The following is a 25,732-nucleotide window of genomic DNA, read 5'->3' as shown; positions in this document are numbered from 1 at the left end:
ATCGTAATTTGACGGAATCCGGTTTCCATGTGGAGAAAAGTTCGTTACAATATAAAAAGAGAAAGCGCAATTATCTAAAGGCTTGTATGGAAATGAATGACTATTCATTCATGGACAAGGGAGGGGTTATGATGTCCACGCAAGAAAAGCCTTGGTTCAAGAACTATCCTGAGCCGACCGCCCGTCAGTTGAATTATCCGGACCATTCACTGCCCTTTTTCCTGGAGCAGGCAGCCAGGGAGTTTCCGAACCGGGAAGCGATTCATTTCATGGGGAAACGTCTTTCCTACCGGGAATTGTTGCATGATGTTTACCGGATGGCCAATGCCCTGGATACACTCGGGGTACAGAAAGGGGAGCGGGTTGCCATCATGTTGGCCAACTCCCCCCAGGCGGTGATCGCGTACTATGCAGTCCTCATTCTGGGAGGCGTCGTTGTCCAAACCAATCCCATGTATAAAGAACGGGAATTGGAACACCAGCTGTCCGATTCGGAAGCGGAAACGATCATTTGTCTGGATCTCGTTTACAACCAAGTAGCCAAGGTGCGGCCCCGAACCTCGTTGAAGCGGATCATTGTCACCAGCATCAAGGATTACCTCCCATTTCCCAAGAACTGGCTCTACCCGCTTAAGCTGAAAAAAGACGGGTTACAGGTCAATGTTCCTTATGGCAGTGACGATGTATACGCTTTTTCTGGCCTAATGAAGAAAGCGCTTCCAACTCCGGTGGAGTGTCGTGTGGAATCGATGGAAGAGATTGCGCTTCTCCAATACACCGGGGGGACTACCGGTTTGGCCAAGGGGGCGATGCTGACCCACCGCAATACCATTGTCAATGTCGTTCAGTGTGGTGCGTGGATGCACAAGGGGGAACGCGGCAAAGAAAAAGTGTTGGGAATTGTACCTTTCTTTCATGTGTACGGAATGACCGTGGTGATGAACTATGCGGTTTACATGGCTGCCACGATGGTGTTGCTGCCCCGCTTCAATGTGGATGACACCTTGAAGACGATCCAATCGGAACGGCCGACGTTGTTTCCCGGTGCACCGACGATGTATATCGCTTTAATCAACCATCCGGATATCCGTAAATACGATCTGTCGTCCATAGAAGCGTGCATGAGCGGTTCCGCACCACTGCCGCTGGTGGTGCAGGAAAAGTTTGAGAAGCTGACCGGCGGCCGCTTGGTGGAAGGGTATGGATTGACGGAAACTTCCCCGGTTACGCACGGCAACCCGATTTGGGAAAAGCGTAAGCATGGCAGCATCGGCTTGCCTTGGCCGGATACGGATGCCCGGGTGGTGGATCTTGAGACGGGAGAAGAGCTGGAACCCGGCGGTGTGGGTGTGATTGAGGTGAAGGGTCCTCAGGTGATGAAAGGATACTGGAAACGGGAAGAAGAGACGGCCAAGGTCATAAGGGACGGCTGGTTTAATACCGGGGATATCGGTACGATGGACGATGAAGGTTATTTTTACATCATGGATCGGCAGAAAGATTTGATTATCGCCGGCGGCTTCAATATCTACCCCCGGGAAGTGGAGGAGGTCCTCTATGATCATCCGGCCATCCAGGAAGCCGCAGTGATTGGGGTGCCGGATCCTTATCGAGGAGAGACGGTCAAAGCGTTTATTGTTCCCAAGAAAGGACAAGAGCTGACCGAGGAAGAACTGAACGCTTATTGTCGTGATAAGCTGGCCAATTACAAAGTCCCCCGATTGTATGAGTTCCGGGAGGAACTGCCGAAAACAACGGTGGGCAAGGTGTTGCGAAGGGCCTTGTTGGAAGAGGAGAAGAAAAAATTAGATGCTTCGGAAGAGGCGGAGAAATCAGTGGAAAATCGTTAATCGAGCTTTACCATCAAAGACACGGCCCAAGAGGCCGTGTCTTTGCCATGCCCACCGGGTCGAAAGGAATCATTTAACCTGGCGGGGTGGGAAAGTTGATGGGAACTTGGTATCATATAGAATGTGTGCGCTTTCATTTTCTGTAGGTAGACCGTTGACAGAAGGAAGGTTTTTGCCATACACTAGATATTGAATGAATGATCATTCACTTCGTATCCACCAAACAGAAAGGGAACCGACTACCATGGCCAAGCGTACCGGTGAAAAATATGACGCGATCATTGATGCAGCGGTTCGTGTGATTGCGGAATACGGATACCATCAATCCCAAGTCTCCAAAATCGCCCGGGAAGCCAAGGTGGCGGATGGCACGATCTACTTGTACTTTGAGAACAAGGATGATGTGTTGATCTCATTGTTCAATGAGAAGATGGGTGCCTTCATCTCAGATGTGGAGACGGCATTGGGCGAGGTTCCATCCGCAGTGGAACAACTGCGGGAGCTGATCCGTCTACACTTTGAATACCTGGAGAGCAACAGCCAATTGGCGATTGTGACCCAGATTGAGCTCCGCCAGTCCAATCCCGAAGTGCGAAAGCAAATCGGCTTGATTCTAAAAAAATACTTGAATGTGATCGATCAAGTGATTCAACGGGGAGTGGAACAGGGGTTGTTTCATGATGATTTTGACCCTCGCACCGCACGTCGTATGATCTTTGGCACCATTGACGAGACGGTCACTTCCTGGATTATGAAGGATTGCAAGTACAGCCTGAAAGATCAGATTGAGCCGATCACTAAGCTGTTCCTGAAAGGGATTGGGAAGTAAATCCCAGCAGCAGAAATAGGGAGATAAAAGGAGGAACCGAGTGAGATGAACATTTTAGTCGTGATGAAGCAAACCTTCGACACCGAAGAGCGAATCGTGATTGAAGATGGTCAAATCAGCGAAGAAGGGGTGGAGTTTGTCATCAACCCCTATGACGAGTATGCGGTGGAAGAAGCGATCCGCCTGCGTGACGAACATGGCGGGGAAGTGACCGTCATCACCGTGGGACCGGAGCGGGCAGAACAAGCATTGCGAACGGCGATGGCCATGGGAGCCGACAAAGGAGTCATCGTCGATGATGAAGATCTGGAATCCCCGGATGAGTACTCCATCGCCAAAGTGTTGGCGGCGGTAATCGAGGATCTGGAGTACGACATCATTCTTGGCGGTTATATGGCTGTTGATGACGGTTCGGCTCAAGTGGGACCGCGATTGGCGGAATTGTTGGATATTCCCCACATTTCCACCATCACCAAGCTGACTGTGGACGGGGACAAAGTGGAAGTGGAGAAGGACGTGGAAGGGGATGTGGAATATTTGGAGGCGAAGTTGCCGATTCTGGTGACTGCGCAACAAGGGTTGAATGATCCCCGTTACCCGTCCCTTCCGGGGATCATGAAAGCGAAGAAAAAGCCGTTGGAGCGGTTGGACCTCGATGATCTCGACCTGGACGAGGATGAACTGGAAGGGAAGACGGAAACATTGGAAATCTTCCTGCCCCCGGAAAAAGAAGCCGGTAAGATTCTGGAAGGCGAATTGAACGAACAGGCCCAGGAATTGGTTCAATTGCTTCGCAATGAAGCAAAAGTCATCTGAGGGAAGAGGGGGAAACGATCCAAATGAGCAAAAACGTATTGGTTTTGGCCGATGTACGTGACGGAGAGTTGCGCAATGTATCCTTGGAGTGTCTGGCCGCCGCTTCCCAGGTGGCTGAGGGAGGCGTCGTGACGGCTGCTGTGTTCGGAAGTGACGCTAAGGGACAGGTGGATAAACTGTCCCACCACGGTGCGGATCAAGTAGTGACGGTTTCCAACCCCAAACTGGATCAATACACGACAGATGCTTACTTTCAAGCTTTCAAACAAGTGATCGATAAAACGGATCCGGATGTGATTTTCACCGGACACACCGCTGTAGGAAGGGATGTCAGTCCACGGATCGCCGCCCGTCTGGGTCTGGGTCTGGTGTCGGATTGCACCGCTGTTGACTTCAGCGACGGTAAGATCGTCTTCACCCGCCCGATCTACGCTGGGAAAGCGTTTGTCAAAAAAGCCGTACGGGAAGGGAAAGTGTTTGCCACCTTACGTCCCAACAATATCGCTGCACTGGAAGCGGACACAAGCCGGTCCGCTGTGGCGGAGGAGCTGGAAGTCGATATCGCGGAAGATTCCTTACGCACCTTGGTGAAAGAGTTGGTACGTAAAACATCTGACGGTGTCGATTTGTCCGAAGCTCGGATCGTGGTTGCCGGCGGCCGGGGTGTGAAGAGTGCCGATGGCTTCAAACCGCTGGAAGAGTTAGCGGAAGTGTTGGGGGCGGCTGTCGGGGCTTCCCGTGGAGCCTGTGACGCCGAGTACTGTGATTATGCCTTGCAGATCGGTCAAACAGGGAAAGTGGTGACACCTGATCTCTACATCGCCTGCGGCATCTCCGGGGCGATCCAACACTTGGCCGGGATGTCCAACTCCAAAGTGATCGTGGCCATCAACAAAGATCCGGAAGCCAGCATTTTCAGCGTCGCGGATTACGGGATTGTCGGCGATTTGTTTGATGTGGTGCCGATGCTGACGGAGGAGTTCAAAAAAGTTCTGGTGGAAAGCTGATGATCCAACCAAACAGGCGGTGTTTATGCCGCCTGTTTTTTTTATTTTCATCCGAGGTTTATCGGATACTACAGGGGGGTATAAAAAATGAGGGTGTTTCGGATGACGAAGCACTTGGATCTTTCCAGTACCCAGTGGTATACTGTTGCTATGTGTAATTGATTCGAAGGAGGACTAACTTGATGGCGATTAAAGACGTCACTGATCAAAACTTTACTAGTGAAGTGGAATCCGGCACGGTTTTGGTTGACTTTTGGGCCCCGTGGTGCGGTCCCTGCAAAATGATTGCTCCCGAACTGGAGAAATTGGACCAGGAAGTGGGCGACAAACTGAAAATCGCCAAGGTGAACGTGGATAATAACCCTGATACTGCCGGTCGTTTCGGGGTGATGAGCATCCCGACCCTGATGGTTTTTAAAGACGGGGAAATGGTGGATAAACTCCACGGCTTCCAACCGAAGGAACAATTGCTGGAGTGGTTGAACCCCCACTTTTAAAGGAAGTAAAGAGGCGTAAAGGAACCGATCCTTTACGCCTCTTTTTTATGTTGTCCGGTTGGGTTGATTGAAGCCCTCTGGATGGACATTCCCTGCTTCCCAGGATTCTGCCGAAGCCGGATCCATAAATCCATAGCTGTTTGATTCCCCCCAGGGGCCGGGTCCTGCGTCAACTCCTGCAAGATCACGGCGCAGGTGCTCTTTGTACCGGCGTACGATGCTTACCTGACAGGCGATTTGAACGAAGGGGAGGGCAAGAAAGATCACCGCTATGGATAACAAATAAAATAAAATAGACAGCAAGGCGAGTGCTTCGTTGGCTTCCCCCGCTGCCATCATCAGTAGAGATGGAATCATCGCGACAGGGTAAAAGAAGAAAAAGCCCAGCAGTGACAGTCCCGAGCGAAAAACGGTGCCGAATCGGTTGGTGAACAGGTGTAATGAATCTTTGAGTGATTGCCAGGGTCCTCGCTCTTCAGCCACAAGAATCACCGGCGCATGCAGCGTGGCCAGGGTGAACAAAAGGATGGGGATCAGACTGAGAAAGGTGAGCAGCGCCAACAGAATGACCGAGCTTCCGTCTCCGTGGTCCAACGACCACACCAAACCGAACAGGCTGAAGAAAAAAGGCAGACAGATCGGGATGGATAAAAGGCAGAGCAGAAGCATTTGTTGAATGGTTTTCCACAACAGGCGAAACCCGTGCTGAAAGTAAGTGGCGAACTGGAACCGATCCCGCCACACTACTTCTGACACCATGGAAAAACTGCCGGATACCACCAGTGAATAGACAAGGGCGCTGATCAAACCAAAGACGAGGCTGACAACGAGAATAAACCCCATCATGGCGACAAAACCGTCCTGGAACGGGTCTGCTCCTCCTCCCTCCACAAAAGCAAATAGGGCAATAAAGAAGATCACAAAAACGAAATAGAGAATGAAATAAATGACGGATAGGACGGCATACGTGAGGAGATGGCCCAACAGATTGGTTCCCCACATCTTCAGACCGTGCTTTTTTAACATTTCCCAAGTGGTAGGCATCGGTTGTTCGGATCCTTTCTGTGTGGAGTGATTTAGCGGTCCTCTTTGGGGAACGGCGGGAACGATGAAGATGGATCGGTCGGTTTCGGTGAGGCGGGTGCCGATTGGCCAGGAAGTGGCTGGTTTCCGTTATCGTTGTATATATTCCCGGAGTCCGCATTCCTGTCAAACCCATAGATACTCTCATCTCCCCAGGGCCCGGGGTCTTCTTCATCGGTAACGATATGCTTCCGAAGAAGTTGTTTATACCGGCGTACCGCTGTCACCTGAAAGGCGATTTGGAGAAACGGAAGCAGAAACATGCTGCCGAAAAACAGGAGAAGCATGAAGAAGAAGCCTACAGCTGCCAGGGCTTCATTCCCATCGGCTAAAAAAAGGAGCGGGAACAGCGGGATGAACGCCATGAGTGGAGCCGCCATATAGGCGATTCCGATCAGGCCGGTGACAAAAACGGAGCCGAAAGACCGAACAAACAATTTGCACGAATCCTTGATGGACTGCCAGGCTCCCCGCTCTTCTGCGATCAAGATGATGGGAGCGTGAAGGAGTGCCAAGGTCAACAGCGCAAACGGAATCCAAGAACTGAGCAAGAGTAGGAACATTCCCAATCCAAGGCCGGTGTTCCCCCTTTCCATTCCGATCCCCATCATAACCAAAAAGAAAACAGGCAGAAACAGGAGCGGGATATACAGCAAACAAGTTAAAAGCATCTGAACCACGACCGATTTAAGCTTGGAGAAACCGTGATGAAAATAGGTGGAGAATTGAAACCGATTTTTCCATACCGCTTCGATCGTCATGGAGTAGCTGCCGGATACCAAAAATGCGTTACATAAGTACATGAAGAGATAAAAGAAGAGGTTGATCAAAACCATCAAAATCAAGAAGCCGATTCCGGCTGCATCCCGGTCAGGGCCGCTGCTTCCAAACCCGAGGACAGCCACACCAAACAGGACGAGATAGAGAATTTGCGCAAGAAAACCCAAAACAGTAGAGACTGCAAACGTAATCACCCAACCCAACAGGTTGGTTCCATACATCTTTAATCCGTATTTTTTTAATAGTTCCCACGTGGTTGGCATTGCATGGAATCCTTTCTTTTATCAATCGGTTTTTTAACGAGTCTACTCCGGAGTGTTTTCATCCTGTTCCTGTCTTTGTAAGAAAAGCTGTCGGACACACGCCCGACAGCTGATTGAGACGGCTTACTTCAGGTGAGGATCCGTGGGAAACTGCGGATACTGGTTCCGGGGACGGGCATCTGTTTCGCCAGGATCGTTAGAGGAAGGTTGCGCGTCTGTCTCCCCTTCCGATTTTGGTTGTGCGGTGGGGGAAGGTTCCGTTTTCAGAGAGTCATCCCGTGGTGGAAAAGCCGTGTGGGTAAAACCGTTTTCCCCCGTATTTCCAGTTGATTGATCCGGCCATTCCTCTTCCGGCACCACCCATTTGCGCAGGTACCATTTATAGCGCAGGGAAACGATTAACTGGAACGCCATCTGCGCGAAGGGGAGGGTCAAGAGGAAGAGACCGAGGAACAGCAGATAGAGTAAGGCGGCTCCAATATTGTCCTCACTGGCGAATGCGGCGGACAACATCATGGGAAGGCCGAATACGACATAATAGGCAATAACGGCTCCGATGACGGACACGATGGTGACGAACGCTTTTCCAAAGGATTTAACGGTCACCTTATAAGAAAGCTTGAGCGATTCCCATGCCCCTTTGTTTTCCGCCGTCAGGATAACGGGGCCGTGCATCGCTCCCAAGTTGACGATGCCAACAAAGATCCAACCCAAAATGGCGACGATCCCCCACAGTGCAACTCCGGTTTGACTTCCATTGAAATGGGACCAGATGACAAGCGCTTCACCCACCAATGCCGGGATGGAAAAGGGGATCAATAGGAGTCCCATCAGAATCAAATGAAAAAACATGCGACCAAAAAAGCGGAAGCCGGAGCTGAAATAGGTACCGAACGAGGAAGTTCCGTCCAGCGCGATCTCGTTCACCATAGAATAACTGCCGGCAAACAGGAAGCTATAGATGAAGATGCTAAGAACGATGAAAAACAACGTTCCGATCAATACCAAAATCAAAAGTCCTGCACCGAGACCCGCCACGGCCTCACCTAACGCAGCAGGGTCATCCCCGGTCAGGGCGTCTCCCATGGCTGCTCCGCCGGCTCCAATGATTGCAATGAGAAGGAAAAAAAAGATCAAGTAAAATACACCGACGATAATGGAAGTAGTGGCGAACCCCAACAGGTTGCTCAGCCACATCTTCAATCCATGTCGACCCAAGAGTCGAAAATATGTACCCAAGAATAAAACCTCCTTCTAACAAGCGAAAATCATAGCACACCCCCTATAATAAACGATTTTTCCGGTGATGGAAGCAGGTGGAGTAAATTTTATGACGATTAGTACGAACAGACTAATCATAATCCCCTGAATGGATCAAGTGGATTATTTTCAGTAAAAGGGAGAATGAAACACCCCTTAAACAAGGGGTGTCAGTCGTCTTGATTCATATGTGTTGTCTATGTAATCACGGCTTACCGTCTATAATCGAACGGTTCCTGCGCCGCAGCGATCTCTTCCTCGTCGGTGAACGGCTGCAGCAGCAACGGTTCTATATCGTCTTCGGGAAACAGGTCGTCCTGGATATGGGTCAAATACCGTTGGAACAATACAGCCAAGGCTAAGATGGATGGGAAAGTTCCCAACATAATCGCCAGCAGACTGCCAAATATCACCCCGACAATGAGGGTGATTGCTCTGTCATCAAAGAACTGCAGCACTAACCAGGGAAAAACGGACAAAAAGGTCAACAGCGTCGCTCCGCCGATCCCGGCGAACCATGAGCCGAGCAGGGAGGCGAGGGTGGAGCCGAATCGGCGAAAAACGGCGATGAAACCATATCCGAAGGAGCGGAACACTCCCATTTCTTCGGCGAACATCACGACGGCCATGTGACAAAAAGCAGCGGTTAGGACCAGGAAAAGGGTGAGGCCTGCTGTCGCAAACGCAGCTTGCCAGTACCATTCTCCCGGTACCAGGGACCAGGCAACCCAACATCCGGCCAACAGCAGGGCGATGCTCCCCATTTGCAGAACGACCAATGTCAGCATCCGAAACACGTAATGAAATCCGAAGGAAAAAAAGTGGCCGAGGGATACTTGCTGTTCCACGGCGGCTTGACGGACCACACCCATCAATCCGGAAACGAAGAAGGAGAAGGAAAGAAGGGTGAACAATGAGACAAGGACTCCATAGCTGAGGAGGGTGATTCCCCCGTTCTGAACGTTACGGAAAACTTCTGCGGCCATCTCCCGCCAGGAACCGGCGGAATCGAGCCATGTCTTTCCTTGGGCCATAAGGGATGACCATTCGGATTGAAGTAAAAGCGCCATAAACAGATGTGGAATTAGCAGCAGGATTGCGACAGTGGTACCGCCGAACAGCGCGCTGATCCATATTTTCATACCATGACGGTTGATCAATCGAAAAGATTCCACCATGGAGGATTCCTCCCATCATGCGGATGTGTGATAAATCTATGTTAGCCCTTCCTAGATGTCAGGACAACCCGCAGGCAAGAACGAAAGAGAAGAAAGGAGAAACATCCGTTCCTGTGGTACCATAAGAAAGGGAGGGAGCCATGATGAAACGTGCGATAAAAGAAAAACTTTCGCTCTTGCCGGACCAGCCTGGCTGCTATTTGATGAAGGATGGTGACGGCGGGATCCTGTATGTGGGAAAGGCCAAAAGTCTAAAATCCCGCGTCCGATCCTATTTTACCGGCAGCCATGACGGGAAGACCCAACTCATGGTTTCGCAGATTGCCGATTTTGAATATATCGTTACGGAGACTGCGATCGACGCACTGGTTCTGGAAGCCAACTTGATCAAACGGCATCGCCCTCACTACAACGTCCTCATGAAGGATGATAAGTCGTATCCGTATATTCGCTTAACAAAAGAAGAACATCCCCGGCTGGAGGTGACACGCCGGGTGAAAAAGGACGGCTCCCGTTATTTCGGCCCTTACCCCAACGCCCAAGCCGCTCAACAAACCAAGAAACTGCTGGATAAACTGTATCCCTTGCGCAAGTGCCGCACCCTTCCTAAGCGAGTCTGTCTGTACTATCATCTGGGGCAATGTGTGGCTCCCTGCGAGTTTGATGTGGATCCATCCCAGTATGAGGAGATGACTCGTCACATTATTCGATTCCTGAACGGCGGCCATCAGGAAGTACAGAGGGATCTGAAGCGAAAGATGGATGAAGCGGCTGAAGCGCTCGACTTTGAGCGGGCGAAGGAATTGCGCGATCTGATCCGGCACATCGAGACCGTGATGGTAAAGCAGCACGTCACACTGAATGATGCGCTGGACCGGGATGTATTCGGTTATGTGGCGGACAAGGGAATGATGTGTGTCCAGGTGTTTTTTGTCCGTCAGGGAAAGCTGATTGAACGGGATGTCTCCATCTTCCACCACTATGGTGAGGAGGAAGAGGATTTCCTTTCCTTTGTCACCCAGTTTTATCACGAGAAACCGACACTTCCCCGGGAGGTTCACCTGCCGTCCGGCGTGGATGCGGAGTTGTTGGATCAGTGGTTGGAAGGGGTACATGTCCATATTCCTCAGCGGGGTATGAAAAAACGGCTGGTGGATATGGCTACACAGAATGCTGAAATTGCCCTGAAGGAACGGTTCCAGCTGATGGAACGGGACCAGGACCGGACTGTGGAAGCGGCCCGAAAATTGGGCGAGGCGATGGGGATCGGCTATCCCAAGCGGGTGGAGGCGTTTGATAACTCCAACATTCAGGGGGCGGATCCGGTGTCGGCGATGGTGGTTTTCACCGATGGGGTCCCGGATAAAAAGGAGTATCGCAAGTACAAAATCCGTTCGGTTGCTGGACCCGACGATTATGAGACGATGCGGGAAGTGATTCGCCGCCGTTATACCCGCGTCTTAAAAGAAGACCTTCCCCTGCCGGAGCTGGTGATTGTTGACGGGGGCAAAGGGCAGATGTCGGCGGCGCTGGACGTGTTGGAAAACGAATTAGGCATATACGTTTCCGTCGCCGGTTTGGTAAAGGACGAGAAACACCGAACCGCCAAGCTACTGTTCGGCGATCCGCCCGTTGAGGTGGAGTTAAAGCGGGGGAGTCGTGAATTTTATCTGTTGCAACGAATCCAAGAAGAAGTGCACCGGTTTGCGATTACGTTCCACCGCCAGGCCCGGGGCAAGTCCATGATCCACTCCGTTCTGGACGAGATCCCGGGGGTGGGGGAGAAGCGGAAGCAGATGCTGTATAAACATTTTGGTTCCATCCAGCGGATGGCGGAAGCTCCTGTAGAAGAGTACCGTCAGGCGGGCATCGGTGACAAGCTGGCCCGCCAGATCCGGGAAGCGCTCCAGCGTGCGGAAGCGGAGAAAGCGCATGAGTAAATCAAGCATGAGATCCAATGAAGGGAAAGGGGCCCTGATTTTGTTGGCTGGAGGGGCCTCCCGGCGGATGGGAACGGATAAGGCACTGTTGGATTTCGACGGGGAGCCCCTTGCACGCCGCGTGATCCACCGCCTTCATGGGCGAGGGGAGTGGGAGCCGTTTATCGTGGCCAATCGTTTCCACCCTTTTACGGAATGGGGTTGGCCGGTCGTGCGGGATCCATGGCCGGGGGCGGGACCCTTGGCCGGGTTGGTTGCCGGGTTGCAGGCCTCCAGTCACGATTGGAACTTGGCGGTTGCTTGCGATATGCCCTTTGTTTCGAGGGAGCTGGCCGCCGTCATGTACCAGAGTGCCGTCGTCGAAAGCGGTTCCGACGCCGTCATTCCCCGGACGGGCGGGAAATTCCATCCCCTGTTTGCCTGTTATCACCGCCGCTGTCTCCCGGTGGGGGAAGCGCTGCTCAAAAACGGGGAACGTTCACTGCAAGCGTTGCGTTCGATGATTTCCATCCATGTATTGGATGAAGCGGACTTTCCGCCGTCGATTGATCCAGAACGGGCCTTGTTTAATATGAACCGGCCATCTGATTTGAAGCGGGCCAGGAAATGGAAATGATGATGTATGAAAAAACAACCCTTCCGCCATCAATAGGCGGGAGGGTTGTCATTTTTTTACGTCAGTGGAGCCCGGCAGCTCCCCTTGTGCATCGCGGGTTTCCGGTTTTGTCGTTTCCGGTTCGCTCTTTTTGTTGTCGTCATTGATGCCCGAAACCGAGTCCTTGAACTCTTTCAAGGTGCGGCCAGCAGCCCTTCCCAGCTCCGGCAGTTTGCTGGGGCCGAACAGGAGCAAGGCGATCAAGAGAATCAGAAGAAACCCGGATAGACCGATGTTACCAAAAGGCATTTCGTTTCACTCCTGAATCCCACTACGGTACATGATGGGATCGTGTCCACTTTACTATCCCCATTATACCCGATCGTCCATTCACTGCAACTACCGGGCCCATAAGCGTCACCAATCCGCCATGCGAGTTTGGTCCCATGTCCGTATTCCAATCGCATCAAACGGATTTCCTGCCGCCTGTTCGTTCCATTCGGGATATGGATCGCTCTTAGGCGGCAAAAGCGGATTGGATTTTTTTTCAAATCTTGATCCCCATATGGATCTGAGTAGCATATGGAGAAACCCAACATACCATATCCACAGGCGATTGACCCCATTCTCCGGGAGCTAAGGAGGTGTTGAAGTGTTATTAATGAGGCAAAATGAACCGTGGCACTCCGTAGTGATGGAGATAAACCGTAGCTTGTATGGGGAACAAATGGTTTGTTCCATGAGTACTCAGTTGTTTCATATACCCGAAACGAAAGATTTAAAGGGAAATGTGGAAATGCATAAGCATCTTGTTCCGGCGTCTTATCATCGCGTGACAGCAGCCGGATCCGCACAAAGGTTATTGACCGGAGAGCGAGCGGTCTCCATATTGAAAACCCTAAACGCTTGTATACAAAATGCCGAACAGGAAGACCGTAACGTAAGAGCCGGTTTACAAGTCATGAAAGACGCTGCTGTCGCTGCGTATAAACCTTTCATTGAAACCATCATTCAATGGCAGGATTATACGGAAAAACACTTGCGATATGCCAAACAAATGATGATGCAAATGACAGGGCAATCAAGGCTGTGATGTCATTTGCTTTACAGAAAAACCCCTATGATTGGGGTTTTTCTGTTACGATTAGGACTGTAAATTCCAGATTACGTGGAGCGGGGAAACGATCGGATCCGTCCAATGAAACGGTTTATCCACCAAAAGACGGGTTGACAGCATCCTGCTCAAAATTTAAAATGACTACGCACACATAATGAATGAATACTCATTCAAATAAAAATATCAGGGGTGTCGTATATGTCGATTCAACCATTGTTTCAAGAGTTGGTGGACAAGGCTAATCAGAATCCTGCCGGTATTGAAGGGGTGGATGCGGTTTTCCAGTTTGATCTGGATGGAGGCGGACAACACCAGGTGAAATTGAAGGAAGGACAAGCGGAATACGCCGAAGGAACGCCATGGGAAGCGGCTTGCACCCTCCTGGCCAGTGAGGATCTTCTGGCTAAGCTGGTTCGGGGTGAGCAGAGCCCGGTTACTGCTATGATGACAGGAAAACTGAAAGTGAAAGGAAATCTGGGACTGGCATCTAAGCTGCAGGCGATTTTGAAGACGTATCAATAACATTTTGAAGAGGGGATTTTTCCATTCATCAGCATCTTTCAGCGATTGCCGGAAACAGGGAAGATCCACCAGCTGATTATCTTTCATGGTATATTTCCAGCGATTACACGCGCAGAATCGTCCAGTGTGGGATTGTTCCTCTCTTGTGGATGTGTTAGCATCATGAATAAAGATGCGGCGGAAAACTTCAAATGCCTGATTTCATTTTCCGGACCGCATGTTATGAAAAAGAATAGTACCTCACGACACATGTGTAGTAGAGGCGCGGTGGTCATCAGTACCGTTCCCGAGGCGCGGGAGCCGGGGAAAGAACGGGAAAGGGACTATCGCCGAAGTGGAATCCCCCCGCAGGGAGGAAGCTGGGTCCGTCACCGAACAGGGGCGGGACTGTCACGAAACGGGTTTTCGTGGAGCACTAACTCACAAGGGAGCCAGTGAGGCTGGTCGAACCGTCAGGTAGGCGACAGCTGGAATTCCCGCTGTCGCTTTTATTATTTGAGGTGAGACCCTCACCGAACAAAAAGCCCGAAAGAGAAGAGAGGAGATCGCGCAAACCATGGGACTGGTCGTACAGAAGTTTGGAGGAACGTCCGTCGGAAGTGTGGAACGGATCCAGAAGGTGGCGGAGCGGGTGGCCCGTACCGCCAGCGAAGGGAACCAAGTGGTTGTGACGGTGTCCGCCATGGGGAAAACCACCGATGAATTGGTGGGTTTGGCCAAGGACATCACCGACCGCCCGTCTCAGCGTGAAATGGATGTGCTGTTAACCACCGGTGAGCAAGTGACCATTGCGCTGTTGAGCATGGCGTTGCAGAAGCTGGAGGTGAAAGCTCATCCCATGACCGGCTGGCAAGCGGGAATTCACACCAATGACGTATATGGAAAAGCGCGGATCGAATCGATTGATACGGACCGGTTGCGGGAATGCCTGGATCAGGGAGAGGTGGTCGTGGTGGCCGGCTTCCAGGGTATTTCACCGGATGGGCATATCACCACATTGGGGCGCGGCGGTTCCGATACCACCGCTGTGGCTTTGGCGGCTGCGTTGCAAGCGGATCGTTGCGAAATATTTACCGATGTGACCGGCGTATTTACGGCAGATCCCCGTTTGGCGCCCCAGGCGCGCAAATTAGAGGAGATCTCTTTTGAAGAGATGTTGGAACTGGCCAATTTGGGTGCGGGAGTGCTGCATCCCCGTTCCGTGGAATGTGCGATGACTCACGGCGTGCCGTTGGTGGTCCGTTCCAGCTTTGTGGACGAAGAAGGAACCTGGGTGAAGGAGGCAGCACAAATGGAAGAAGTATGGAACGTACGCGGAGTGGCTCACGATCTTCATGTAGCCCGGGTGAAAGTCCTGGGGCTGCCCAATGCTACCGAGAGCCTGACAACGCTGTTCAGCCGTCTGGCTGACGCCCACATTAATGTAGACATGATTGTCACCAGTGAGCACGTAAAAGAACGGATCGATGTGGCATTCAGCGTACATGAAGATGAGTGGGAGTCGGCCAAAGAAGTGATCGAGAGCTTGAAAGGCGAATTGGGCTATCTGGAAGTGCTGTCGGAAACCGGGCTGGCCAAGGTCTCCACAGTGGGGGCCGGTATGGTTACCAATCCCGGTGTCGCTGCCAAAATGTTCACCGCTCTCAGTGAGGCGGGCATCCATATCAAAATGGTATCCACATCGGAAATCAAAATTTCCTGCGTGATTGCTAAGGAGCAGGCTGCCCAGGCGGTGAAAGAGTTGCACAGCGCGTTTGGACTGGACGTGGAGGAAGAAGCGCTGGTCGCCGTTCCTTCCTGAATCCTGGGAGAAATCCGGCACAAGACTTGCCCCCGATAAACTCCTTATAAGGGAAGAGGGGAACGATTTTCAGCGTAGCACCCTTTGACCAACCCCCAGTGGAGTCTCCGTAGGACCCAACCGTTTAGCGGCCACCTTGCTTTTCTATTGGCCGCTGGTTGAGTCCGAAGGAGACGGAGCGGACTTCCCCTCATCGGTGAGAAGGAAAGAGGTGCGGAGACGAAAATCGGGCCCCGGGCCTACTTTGTCATCAATCTGGCCCCCGACAGATGAATGTCGGGGGTTTTTCTTTCGCTCTCCGGCGGTGATACAGGGGAAAATGGATGGATCGTCGAACAAGATGTAAGAAGAGTGAAATTCATCGGAAAAATCGGCGGAGGTGTACCGGATGTGGCGTTATATCGGAAAACGGATCGGTTTGATGCTTCTTTCGCTCTGGTTGATCTCCACCCTTACCTTTTGGCTGATGCACGCCATTCCCGGGGATCCATTCACCTCGGACCGCAATCTGCCGGAACAGACATTGGCCAACCTGGAAGCCCAATACGGCCTGGACAAGCCGAAGCCGGTACAATATTTGATCTATATGGGTAACCTGCTGAAGCTGGACTTCGGTATCTCGATCAATCACATGGGCCGCTCCGTCAACGACATGCTGGCGGACGGTTTTCCCGTATCGGCCCAGTTGGGGGCGCAAGCCCTCATTCTGGCTACCTGTGCCGGAATTGTGATGGGCACCGTCGCCGCTTTACGGCAAAACCGCCTTCCGGATTACACACTGATGGTGTTGGCGGTATTGGGTATCTCCATTCCCAACTTTGTCATCGCACCATTGTTGCAAAAATATCTGGGACTGGAGTGGGATTGGCTGCCGATTGCGGGTTGGGGAAGTTTCGACCAAACCATTCTGCCGGCGATGGCGCTTGCATTCACTCCCTTGGCCTTAGTTACGCGGTTGATGCGTTCCAGTATGCTGGATGTCATCAGCCAGGATTATATACGGACGGCCCGTTCCAAAGGGCTGCCGCCTTGGCGGGTAATCACTCGACACACCTTACGTAACGCCATTATTCCGGTATTGACGATCCTCGGCCCCCTGACAGCCGGCATTTTAACCGGCAGTTTTGTCATCGAACAGATCTTTTCGATTCCAGGGATCGGAGCGTACTTTGTAGAGAGTATCGCCAACCGTGACTATCCGATGATCATGGGCACTACGATTTTTTATTCCGCCTTTTTGGTGGGGATGAACTTTCTGGTCGATTTGACCTATGGCCTGGTGGATCCCCGGATTAAAATCGGCGCCAAGGAGGGGGCTTGATCGATGTCGATTCCCGCACAGCGGTTTGAACCGGCACCTAAACGAGGGCAGGAAGCGGAGGGGTTGAAGCGGCCCAGCGTCCACTATTGGCAGGATGCCTGGAGGCGGCTCCGGCAAAACTGGCTGGCCATGATCGGCCTTTACACGATCTTGGCATTGTTTTTACTGGCCATTTTCGGGCCGTTTCTCACCGACTATACATACTACGGAAATCAACTGAACAATAAAAACGCCCCCCCTTCCACAGAGCACTGGTTTGGAACGGATGAACTGGGGCGCGACGTATTTGTCCGCACCTGGTACGGTGCCCGTATCTCTCTGACCATCGGCGTGGTTGCCGCCATGATCGATCTGGTCATCGGAGTCCTGTACGGGGGAATCTCCGGATACAAAGGGGGACGGGTGGATGAAGTGATGATGCGGATTGTTGATGTATTGTGGGGATTGCCCTACCTGTTGGTGGTGATTCTATTGCTAGTGGTGATGGGGCCAGGATTGTTGACGATTATAATCGCCCTGACGGCGACCGGTTGGCTCAATATGGCCCGTCTGGTCCGGGGGCAAGTGCTGCAACTGAAACAACAGGAGTTTGTGTTGGCTGCCCGTACATTGGGGGCCGATTCCCGCAGGTTGATGCGTAAGCACTTGATCCCCAATGCGATGGGGCCGATCATTGTGATGCTGACGTTCACCGTTCCTAGCGCCATCTTTGCGGAAGCTTTCCTCAGTTTTCTCGGGCTGGGGGTGCAGGCTCCCATCGCCAGCTGGGGTACGATGATCAACGATGCTTTGGTCGTGATTTTATCCGATGAATGGTGGCGTCTCTTTTTTCCGGCGTTTATGCTCAGTCTGACACTCCTGGCCTTTAACGCCCTGGGAGACGGACTTCGAGACGCCCTGGATCCGAAAATGCGCAGATGAGTGGTAGCCTCTAGGGTCTGTCTGGTAATTCAATTTTTCGCAAGAACGAGAGAGGGTTGGTATGGCTGGCGGAGAGCCTTTGCACTCACAGAGCACAAGTTTCGCCTGAGTCACTTCGCTCCCGGTCTCACTATGCGCTTTTTGCAAGAGATCGAAGACAGCCCGCCAGCCCGATCAACCCACGCTCATATAGACTCTTCGTACAAATGCAACTGTAGTACTAGGACAACATTGTAAGGGACTTCGCCCGAAGGAGAGGTTGGTGTGATGGAACCGATATTGGAAATCAAAAACTTGCACGTCACGTTTCATACCCACGCCGGTCCCGTTCACGCTGTTCGGGGGGTGGATCTCAAATTGGCCAAAGGGGAGACCTTGGCCGTCGTGGGGGAGTCGGGAAGCGGGAAAAGTGTAACCGCTCAAGCAATCGTTCGCTTGATTCCTTCTCCGCCGGGGCGGATGGAAGCGGGGGAGATCCGCTTTGGCGGCCGTGATCTGGCACGGGTATCCGAAAAGGAGATGTTTCAGGTTCGCGGCTCGGAGATCGGAATGATCTTCCAAGATCCGATGACCTCGTTAAATCCTACGATGACTGTGGGGAAGCAGATCATGGAGGGGTTGATGTGGCATCAATCATTCAATCGGGAACAAGCCCGCAAGCGGGCATTAGAAATGTTGCGGCTGGTAGGAATTCCGACTCCTGAGAAACGGGTGAACCAGTTCCCCCATGAATTCAGCGGGGGAATGCGTCAGCGGGGCATGATCGCCATTGCCCTGGCCTGCAATCCCAAGGTGTTGATCGCGGACGAACCGACTACCGCGTTGGATGTGACCATACAGGCACAAATATTGGATTTGATGAAGGGGTTACAGGAGAAAACGGAAACGGCTATCCTCCTGATCACTCACGACTTAGGGGTGGTGGCGGAGGCGGCCCAACAAGTGGCGGTCATGTATGGAGGAAAAGTGGTGGAATCGGGAAGGGTGAACGACATTTTTCATCGCTCCCGTCATCCCTACACATGGGGATTGATGCGTTCGATGCCCCGGTTGGATTGGAAACGGGATGAGGAATTGACACCGATTCCGGGATCTCCCCCGGATCTGTTTGATCCACCTGCGGGTTGTCCTTTTGCAGACCGTTGTCCACATGCCATGGTGATCTGTCATGAAGAGATGCCGGAGGTATCGACGGTGTCGGACACCCACCGGGTTTCCTGCTGGTTGGAGCACCCCCAGGCGGCTGAAACAAAGGCCCGTGCCGCCACACCGATGGAGGGACCGGAAGTTCGGATTCGTTCCCGCAACGGATCGGCTTGACAGCGAAGTCGAAACCATCATATCATAAGGAAAATCGAGAACCTTCTTCTTATCCAGAGCGGTTGAGGGACTGGCCCGATGAAGCCGCGGCAACCACCCTTTTATTAGGGGAAAGGTGCCAACTCCTGCCGGACTGAAAGATCCGGGAAGATGGGAAGAGGGTCGGACACCTGCGAACGATGCAGCCCGGCCTCTTCCATTTTGGGAGGGGGTCGGGCTTTTAGTATTTCTACAGCGCAAGGGATGGACGAGGAGGCTTTGAGAAATGCGAACAGTGGTGAAGCCGGTGGATCGACGGCAGGTGGCGATAGGTCCCTTTTCTCTGGAATGCGGGGAAGTGTTACCAGCAGTGGAAGTGGCGGTGGAGATTGCCGGAGCTTGGGAGCCGGGCCGGGATAATGTGATTCTCATTTGTCATGCGTTGACAGGGGACGCCCATGCCGTTGGTGATCAGGAGAATCCCGGGTGGTGGGACGGATTGGCCGGTACCGGCAAACCCCTGGATACCGACCGATATGCTCTGGTGACGATGAATGTGCTGGGAGGGTGCGACGGAACCACCGGTCCCGCTTCCCTCTGCCCGGAAAGCGGCCGCCCTTATGGGTCTTCGTTTCCACTCGTGACGATTCGGGATATGGTACGGTTGCAGCGGGAAGTGCTGATCCGGTTGCAGGTAGACCGGTTGCAGGCCGTGATCGGGGGGTCGATGGGGGGCATGATGGTGCTGGAATGGGGCATACTCTACCCTGAAGTGCCTCGGCGGTTGATTCCCATCGCCACATCAGCTTCCCTCACTTCGATGGCGATTGCTTACAACGAGATCGCCCGCCAGGCGATCCGATCGGATCCTGATTTTGCGGGTGGTGACTATTATCCGGACGCCGGTCCGGTCCGGGGATTGTCCGTGGCTCGGATGGTGGGAATGGTCACCTACCGGACCCCCCGTTTATTTGAACATCGGTTTGGACGGGAATTGCAACGGGACGGGTCGGAGTTGGACAAGGAGAATCTGTTTCAGGTGGAGAGCTATCTTCGACACCAGGGGCAGAAATTGGTGGAGCGTTTTGACGCCAACAGCTATTTAACGTTGCTCAAAGCGATGGACACCCATGATATCGGACGAGGCCGCGGCGGCGTCAGAAGGGCTTTGGCGCATGTAGAGGCTTCGGTGTTGATGGTGGGGATCGAGGATGATCAACTGTTTCCCGCTTACCAGCAGCGGGAGATACACCGATGGCTGATGGCGGAAGGCAAGCAAAGCGATCTGTTCATGTTTCCCTCCGATTATGGTCACGATGCGTTCCTGGTTCAGTTTGACCGGTTGGGTCCCCGCATTGAAGCGTTCCTGTCGGATTAAAGAGGGCTGAATCCGCTGCGATGGGCAGGCTTCAAATTGTGACAATTTCTAGGACTTTCGTTCTCGCAGGTGGTCCCATTCCCCTAAAAAAGCAAGAAAACGCTTTCGGAATCGGCGAAAAGCCTCACCTTGACGCTCTGTAAAACTTGGGAGTACAATAAAATGTGTCGAAGGAGTTAACTCTTCTTTCCTAGTCCTTGCGCATATTGGGAATAGGTTTTGGATGGTTACCGGCGTTTCGCCGGTAATGCTAATTGAGGGGAGAAGTTTCCCCCACTCGGTAATTGGAATTTTATAAGGGGTAAATGGGGGGCAAGTGATGAGTAAGCACCGTAGTTTTTTCAACCGGCGGCTTCACTCCCTGCTGGGTGTCATCCCGGTTGGCTTTTTTTTGCTTGAGCATCTGTGGACAAACCACTATGCTAGCCAAGGGGCTTCGGTTTACCAGGAGAAGGTGGAGTGGCTCTGGAGTATTCCGTTCCTGCCGCTCTTGGAGATCTTCTTTATCTTTTTGCCGTTGCTTTATCATGGCGTATACGGTTTGTATATCGCTTTCACGGCTCAAAACAATCTGAAGAGTTACAGCACCTTCCGCAACATCATGTTTATGTTGCAACGCGTAACCGGTGTCATCACACTTATTTTCGTAACGACGCACGTTTGGCAGACCCGTGTGCAGGTGGCCCTGGCCGATATGTCTTCGCAGGAGTTGACGATGCACACTGCTGATCTCTTGGCGAATCAGGCCAATCTGATTTGGTACGTGATCGGTGTGGTGGCAGCAGTGTTCCATTTCAGCAATGGAATGTGGTCCTTCCTCGTTACATGGGGGATCACAGTCGGACCGCGGGCACAACGCATTTCGTCCTACGTCTGGGCTGTGGTGTTCGTGTTGGTCACCTACCTGGGCATCGCCGCCATTTTGTCGTTTGCAGATCCTGCGTTCACCAATGAGTTGGCTCAGCGCTAAGAAAGGGGCACTGCCGATATGAAAGAAAAAGTTGTAATCGTGGGCGGCGGCCTCGCCGGCTTGATGGCAGCCGTCAAGGTGGCTGAAGCGGGGGCCGATGTAGACCTTTTTTCGATCGTACCCGTCCGTCGTTCCCACTCCGTCTGCGCCCAGGGGGGGATCAACGGTGCCGTCAACACGAAGGGAGAAGGCGACTCTCCCTGGGAACACTTTGACGATACCGTCTACGGCGGGGACTTCCTCGCTAACCAACCGCCGGTAAAAGCCATGTGTGAGGCTGCACCGGGTATCATCTACCTGATGGACCGGATGGGGGTTCCCTTTAACCGGACACCGGAAGGGCTCTTGGATTTCCGCCGTTTCGGCGGGACCAAACATCACCGTACCGCTTTTGCCGGTGCGACCACGGGGCAACAGCTCCTGTACGCCTTAGACGAGCAAGTGCGTCGTTGGGAAGTAGCCGGCAATGTTACCAAGTACGAACACTGGGAGTTTACTTCCGTGATCTTGGACGAGGAAGGCCGCTGCCGCGGGATTGTGGCCCAGGACCGCCGCAGTATGGAGATCCGGTCCTTTCCCGCAGATGCCGTCATTATGGCGACCGGTGGACCGGGGATCATCTTCGGTAAATCGACCAATTCGATGATCAACACCGGAACCGCCGCCAGTGCGGTCTATCAGCAGGGTGCCCGTTACGCCAACGGGGAGTTCATCCAGGTTCATCCCACCGCCATCCCCGGGGACGACAAGCTGCGCCTGATGTCCGAGTCGGCCCGTGGGGAAGGGGGGCGCGTCTGGACCTACAAGGACGGTAAACCCTGGTACTTCCTCGAAGAAATGTATCCGGCCTATGGGAACCTGGTGCCCCGGGATATCGCCACCCGTGCCATCTTCAAGGTGTGTGTCGATGATAAACTGGGGATCAACGGAGAGAATATGGTATATCTGGACCTGTCTCATAAGGACCCCAAAGAACTGGACATCAAGTTAGGCGGGATTATTGAGATCTATGAGAAGTTTATGGGTGAGGATCCCCGCAAGGTCCCGATGAAGATTTTCCCGGCGGTTCACTATTCCATGGGCGGTCTGTGGGTGGACTTCAACCAGATGACCAATATTCCCGGCCTGTTTGCTGCCGGCGAGGTGGAGTATCAGTATCATGGAGCCAACCGCCTCGGCGCCAACTCCCTGCTGTCCTGCATCTTTGGAGGCATGGTGGCTGGTCCCAACGCGCTTGAATATATCCGGGGCTTGGACAAATCCGCCGCCGACTTGTCCTCCGGCCTTTTCGAAAGCTATCGCACCAAAGAAGAGGAAAAATACGAGAACATCCTTCAAATGGACGGGGATGAAAACCCGTACCTCCTCCATAAAGAGCTGGGTGAGTGGATGACGGACAATGTAACCGTGGTCCGCCACAATGATCGGCTGCAAAAAACCGACGAAAAGATCCAGGAACTGATGGAACGTTACCAGCGGATCAATGTGGGGGACACGGCCCGTTTCAGCAACCAATCAGCCTCGTTTGTGCGTCAATTGTGGAACATGCTGGAACTGGCCCGGGTGATCACCCTGGGGGCGCTCAACCGGAACGAAAGCCGCGGCGCACACTATAAGCCCGAATTCCCGGACCGCAACGATGAGGAGTTCCTGAAAACCACCATCGCGGATCACACCCCGGATGGCCCGAAGCTCTCCTATGAGGATGTGGATACTTCCCTCATCAAGCCGCGTCCGCGCCGCTACGACGTGGCGAAACAAGTCGAAGAGAAGGGAGCGGAGCAGAAATGAGCGAAACCGCGACCCCAACCCGACCGGAAACGCAAGCGGAGAAGAATACGGTTCGCTTTATCATCACCCGGCAGGATTCGCCTGACTCTGAGCCTTACACCGAAGAATTCGAGTTGGAGTATCGCCCCAATATGACGGTGAACTCCTCCTTGATGGAGATCCAGCGCAACCCGGTCAACTGCAAGGGAGAGAAAGTCTCTCCCGTTTCCTGGGAAGCCAACTGCCTGGAGGAAGTATGCGGTGCCTGCTCCATGGTGATCAACGGCACCCCGCGTCAAGCCTGCTCCACCCTGATCGATGATCTGGAGCAGCCGATCCATGTCCAGCCGATGAATACCTTCCCGGTGATGCGGGATATGGTGGTGGACCGGAATCGGATGTTTGATACCTTGAAACGGATGAAGGCCTGGGTGCCCATCGACGGAACCCACGATCTGGGACCAGGTCCCCGGATTCCGGAAGTGGATCGCCAGTGGCGCTATGAGCTGTCCAAGTGCATGACCTGTGGTGTTTGTTTGCAGGCTTGTCCCAATGTGAATGATCGTTCCAACTTTGTCGGCCCCTTCGCGGTGGGACAGGTGGATTTGTTTAACGCCCATCCCACCGGCGCGATGAACAAACATGAGCGGGTAGACGCCCTCTACGAGGACGGCGGCGTGCAAGAATGCGGAAACTCTCAAAACTGTGTCCAAGCTTGCCCCAAAGGCATTCCGCTTACTACCGCCATCGCCCGTATGAACCGCGAAGGCACCAAGCATATCTTCCGCAAGTGGCTTTCCCGATAAAAACGGGAAAACCCCCTTCCACCCGAGATGGAAGGGGGTTTTACTTTTATCAGGATGAAAGGGGGGTCAAATTGTTGCCCATAAGGAATCCCTGAAAAGAAATGGTTTTGGGCAGAAGCGGATGTTTTTGCAGGATGAGAACGGTTTCCAAAAGAGAATTCCCCGATTTTAGCCACTCATCCACCGTGATTCCTTCGGATTGATGAACATAATTGAGCAACTGGATCGTCTCTTTTTTTATCCCTTGCTGTTGCAGCCAGTGAAAAAAGGGATCATCCATTCTTTTTTCCAGATGAACATCCTGGACGAGGGTCACCCTGCGGATATCGTGATGATAAGCCGTGATCAGGATGGTCTTGATGAGGCTGTCGTACAGGCTGGTTAATGTCAGCTGAGGTGTATGAAAAACGAGAGCATCCTTTTTTTTGATGCGACACAAGGTGAGCGCTCGTTCTTTGCTGGTATCGTCCCCGATCACGATATAGAAGTCTTTTGGTTTCTTCTTCATTTTTATTCCTCCCATGGTGTTAGGGCGTGTCTGAACAATCCGTAGGGCGAGTCCCGGGTTGGTATGGACCGGGAGCGAAGTGACCTAGGCGAGACTTGTGCTCCCGTGAGTGCAAAGGCGAACCAAAAGCCAACCCAACCCTCTCTTTTTCTCACGGAAAAATGAATGACAGGACCTAGTGAAGCCAGTGAGCGATGGAAAAAAGCAGTGGAATCCCCACCGTCAAATTGAATGGGAACGTTATTCCTAAAGCGGAGCCCAGGTAAATCGAAGGGTTCGCTTCCGGAACGGAAGTGCGGAGTGCCGCAGGAGCAGCGATATAGGAGGCACTGGCAGCCAAGATGCCCATGAGCGTCGTTCCGCCCAAGGACAGGCCGCTTACCAACCCTGTAAAAATCCCGAGCACCCCAAATCCGACAGGCATCAATAAAGCAAAAGCGAGCAGTTTCCCCCCCTGTTTTCGGACAACCGCCAGTGTTTGTCCAACCATGATTCCCATGTTTAATAAGAAGAGGAGAAGAAAGCTTTGATACAGATCGATAAATAATGGTTTCACAAACGGAAGAGCCGCGGTCCCTGAAATGAATCCCACCAGTAAACTGCCGGAAAGAAGGAGAACACTTTTACCGAATAAACTCTCTTTGAGGAGTTGGAGTGAAAGGAAAGGGAGCGGATTGACCGCAATCAATCCTAAGGATCGGACTGTGGGTGCCGGTTGGGCACCTCCACTTTTTTTTATGGAAAGAAGGGTGAGCGCGATGAAGATTGCCGGGATTTCCATCAGAACGACAATGCCGTTCATATAGGTTTCATAAGAAGTGTCGGTATGTTCTAAGAAGGAGACCCCTGCTCCATAGGTGACGATGGAAACGGATCCATACGTCGCTCCTAATGCAACGGCATTCTTGAAGTCCATCTTCATCATACGCAGTATGATCACCGTCAGGATGGGGATGACGGTTCCGAGAAAACATGCTCCGATCATCGGTTTCAACGTGTCTGCGAAGGAGTAGTGGGAAAGAGACATGCCTCCTTTTAAACCGATGGCGATGAGTAGATAGATGCTCAATGTTTCACTTAATCCTTTTGGAAAGCGAAGGTCGGAGCCGATGACGGACGCGAATAGGCCCAGTACGAAAAACAAGACCACAGGAGAGAGTAAGTTTTGCAAAACGATATCGCTCACGAAAATGCCTCCTCATACAAAAACCCGCTTTACAT

At 52.6% G+C, this 25,732-nt stretch carries 24 protein-coding genes and 2 riboswitches; of the genes, 17 read left to right on the top strand and 7 right to left on the bottom strand.

Going from position 1 to position 25,732, the window contains the following annotated elements; translation table 11 throughout:
• Nucleotides 1-131 precede the first annotated feature (131 nt).
• The 5 genes from JOE21_RS12110 to trxA all read left to right on the top strand — a co-directional run bounded on the left by JOE21_RS12110 (nt 132) and on the right by trxA (nt 4,999).
• Entirely contained in the window at nt 132-1,850 is a 1,719-nt protein-coding gene (locus JOE21_RS12110) for a long-chain-fatty-acid--CoA ligase (RefSeq protein ID WP_309866488.1), read from the top strand.
• 244 nt (nt 1,851-2,094) lie between these two features.
• Entirely contained in the window at nt 2,095-2,679 is a 585-nt protein-coding gene (gene fadR / locus JOE21_RS12105) for a fatty acid metabolism transcriptional regulator FadR (protein WP_309866485.1), read from the top strand.
• 45 nt (nt 2,680-2,724) lie between these two features.
• Complete coding sequence (locus JOE21_RS12100; protein WP_309866483.1) at nt 2,725-3,495, top strand: electron transfer flavoprotein subunit beta/FixA family protein; 771 nt, start codon at nt 2,725-2,727, stop codon at nt 3,493-3,495.
• A gap of 23 nt (nt 3,496-3,518) precedes the next feature.
• Complete coding sequence (locus JOE21_RS12095; RefSeq protein ID WP_309866481.1) at nt 3,519-4,502, top strand: electron transfer flavoprotein subunit alpha/FixB family protein; 984 nt, start codon at nt 3,519-3,521, stop codon at nt 4,500-4,502.
• A 182-nt stretch (nt 4,503-4,684) separates the two neighbouring features.
• Complete coding sequence (gene trxA, locus JOE21_RS12090) at nt 4,685-4,999, top strand: thioredoxin (RefSeq protein ID WP_309866478.1); 315 nt, start codon at nt 4,685-4,687, stop codon at nt 4,997-4,999.
• A 45-nt stretch (nt 5,000-5,044) separates the two neighbouring features.
• Here trxA and JOE21_RS12085 read toward each other — a convergent pair whose 3' ends face one another.
• The 4 genes from JOE21_RS12085 to JOE21_RS12070 form a co-directional block, all read right to left on the bottom strand.
• Nucleotides 5,045-6,043 (bottom strand): hypothetical protein, encoded by a 999-nt coding sequence (locus JOE21_RS12085; protein ID WP_309866475.1) that lies wholly within the window; start codon nt 6,041-6,043, stop codon nt 5,045-5,047.
• Between the two features lie 32 nt (nt 6,044-6,075).
• Nucleotides 6,076-7,125, bottom strand: a complete 1,050-nt coding sequence (locus JOE21_RS12080; RefSeq protein WP_309866472.1) for a hypothetical protein — start codon at nt 7,123-7,125, stop codon at nt 6,076-6,078.
• 123 nt (nt 7,126-7,248) lie between these two features.
• Nucleotides 7,249-8,364 carry a hypothetical protein gene (locus JOE21_RS12075; protein WP_309866469.1) on the bottom strand — a complete coding sequence of 372 codons (1,116 nt, stop codon included), beginning with the start codon at nt 8,362-8,364 and terminating at the stop codon, nt 7,249-7,251.
• 233 nt (nt 8,365-8,597) lie between these two features.
• Nucleotides 8,598-9,563: a hypothetical protein gene (locus JOE21_RS12070; protein ID WP_309866466.1), complete on the bottom strand. Its 966-nt coding sequence runs from the start codon at nt 9,561-9,563 to the stop codon at nt 8,598-8,600.
• 143 nt (nt 9,564-9,706) lie between these two features.
• Between JOE21_RS12070 and uvrC the strand changes: the two genes are divergently transcribed.
• Both uvrC and mobA read left to right on the top strand, forming a co-directional pair.
• Nucleotides 9,707-11,503 (top strand): excinuclease ABC subunit UvrC, encoded by a 1,797-nt coding sequence (gene uvrC, locus JOE21_RS12065; RefSeq protein WP_309866463.1) that lies wholly within the window; start codon nt 9,707-9,709, stop codon nt 11,501-11,503.
• Complete coding sequence (mobA, locus tag JOE21_RS12060) at nt 11,496-12,119, top strand: molybdenum cofactor guanylyltransferase (protein WP_309866460.1); 624 nt, start codon at nt 11,496-11,498, stop codon at nt 12,117-12,119. The genes uvrC and mobA overlap by 8 nt, the downstream gene beginning before the upstream one ends.
• Nucleotides 12,120-12,167: 48 nt before the next feature.
• On the opposite strand, the gene tatA is transcribed toward mobA, so the two are convergent.
• A complete protein-coding gene (gene tatA / locus JOE21_RS12055) occupies nt 12,168-12,407 on the bottom strand; it encodes a twin-arginine translocase TatA/TatE family subunit (RefSeq protein WP_309866457.1) in 240 nt (79 codons plus the stop codon).
• A 352-nt stretch (nt 12,408-12,759) separates the two neighbouring features.
• On the opposite strand from tatA, the gene JOE21_RS12050 reads away from it, so the two are divergent.
• The 10 genes from JOE21_RS12050 to sdhB all read left to right on the top strand — a co-directional run bounded on the left by JOE21_RS12050 (nt 12,760) and on the right by sdhB (nt 24,003).
• Entirely contained in the window at nt 12,760-13,191 is a 432-nt protein-coding gene (locus JOE21_RS12050; protein ID WP_309866903.1) for a hypothetical protein, read from the top strand.
• A 222-nt stretch (nt 13,192-13,413) separates the two neighbouring features.
• Entirely contained in the window at nt 13,414-13,737 is a 324-nt protein-coding gene (locus tag JOE21_RS12045; RefSeq protein WP_309866455.1) for an SCP2 sterol-binding domain-containing protein, read from the top strand.
• Between the two features lie 250 nt (nt 13,738-13,987).
• Nucleotides 13,988-14,163, top strand: a riboswitch (Lysine riboswitch).
• A gap of 130 nt (nt 14,164-14,293) precedes the next feature.
• The gene (locus JOE21_RS12040) at nt 14,294-15,538 is read left to right on the top strand and encodes an aspartate kinase (protein WP_309866452.1); all 1,245 of its coding nucleotides are present in this window, start codon (nt 14,294-14,296) and stop codon (nt 15,536-15,538) included.
• A gap of 388 nt (nt 15,539-15,926) precedes the next feature.
• On the top strand, nt 15,927-16,859 hold the full coding sequence (locus JOE21_RS12035) for an ABC transporter permease (RefSeq protein WP_309866450.1): 933 nt from the start codon (nt 15,927-15,929) through the stop codon (nt 16,857-16,859).
• Nucleotides 16,860-16,862: 3 nt separating this feature from the next.
• Nucleotides 16,863-17,780 carry an ABC transporter permease gene (locus JOE21_RS12030; RefSeq protein WP_309866446.1) on the top strand — a complete coding sequence of 306 codons (918 nt, stop codon included), beginning with the start codon at nt 16,863-16,865 and terminating at the stop codon, nt 17,778-17,780.
• A gap of 267 nt (nt 17,781-18,047) precedes the next feature.
• Nucleotides 18,048-19,100: an ABC transporter ATP-binding protein gene (locus JOE21_RS12025; RefSeq protein ID WP_309866900.1), complete on the top strand. Its 1,053-nt coding sequence runs from the start codon at nt 18,048-18,050 to the stop codon at nt 19,098-19,100.
• Nucleotides 19,101-19,146: 46 nt separating this feature from the next.
• A riboswitch (SAM riboswitch) is annotated at nt 19,147-19,257 on the top strand.
• A gap of 108 nt (nt 19,258-19,365) precedes the next feature.
• Nucleotides 19,366-20,457 carry a homoserine O-acetyltransferase MetX gene (gene metX / locus JOE21_RS12020; protein ID WP_309866442.1) on the top strand — a complete coding sequence of 364 codons (1,092 nt, stop codon included), beginning with the start codon at nt 19,366-19,368 and terminating at the stop codon, nt 20,455-20,457.
• 319 nt (nt 20,458-20,776) lie between these two features.
• Nucleotides 20,777-21,427: a succinate dehydrogenase cytochrome b558 subunit gene (locus tag JOE21_RS12015; RefSeq protein ID WP_309866440.1), complete on the top strand. Its 651-nt coding sequence runs from the start codon at nt 20,777-20,779 to the stop codon at nt 21,425-21,427.
• Between the two features lie 18 nt (nt 21,428-21,445).
• The gene (gene sdhA / locus JOE21_RS12010) at nt 21,446-23,218 is read left to right on the top strand and encodes a succinate dehydrogenase flavoprotein subunit (protein WP_309866438.1); all 1,773 of its coding nucleotides are present in this window, start codon (nt 21,446-21,448) and stop codon (nt 23,216-23,218) included.
• Nucleotides 23,215-24,003 (top strand): succinate dehydrogenase iron-sulfur subunit, encoded by a 789-nt coding sequence (gene sdhB, locus JOE21_RS12005; RefSeq protein ID WP_309866435.1) that lies wholly within the window; start codon nt 23,215-23,217, stop codon nt 24,001-24,003. The genes sdhA and sdhB overlap by 4 nt, the downstream gene beginning before the upstream one ends.
• A 49-nt stretch (nt 24,004-24,052) precedes the next feature.
• On the opposite strand, the gene JOE21_RS12000 is transcribed toward sdhB, so the two are convergent.
• On the bottom strand, nt 24,053-24,511 hold the full coding sequence (locus JOE21_RS12000; protein ID WP_309866433.1) for a hypothetical protein: 459 nt from the start codon (nt 24,509-24,511) through the stop codon (nt 24,053-24,055).
• Between the two features lie 175 nt (nt 24,512-24,686).
• Nucleotides 24,687-25,697 carry a sodium-dependent bicarbonate transport family permease gene (locus tag JOE21_RS11995; RefSeq protein ID WP_309866430.1) on the bottom strand — a complete coding sequence of 337 codons (1,011 nt, stop codon included), beginning with the start codon at nt 25,695-25,697 and terminating at the stop codon, nt 24,687-24,689.
• Nucleotides 25,698-25,732 lie beyond the last annotated feature (35 nt).

Source organism: Desmospora profundinema (assembly GCF_031454155.1).
In the GTDB taxonomy this organism is placed as follows: domain Bacteria; phylum Bacillota; class Bacilli; order Thermoactinomycetales; family DSM-45169; genus Desmospora; species Desmospora profundinema.
Note: the sequence above shows the minus strand (reverse complement) of the source record. Positions and strands in the feature narration are given on the sequence as shown.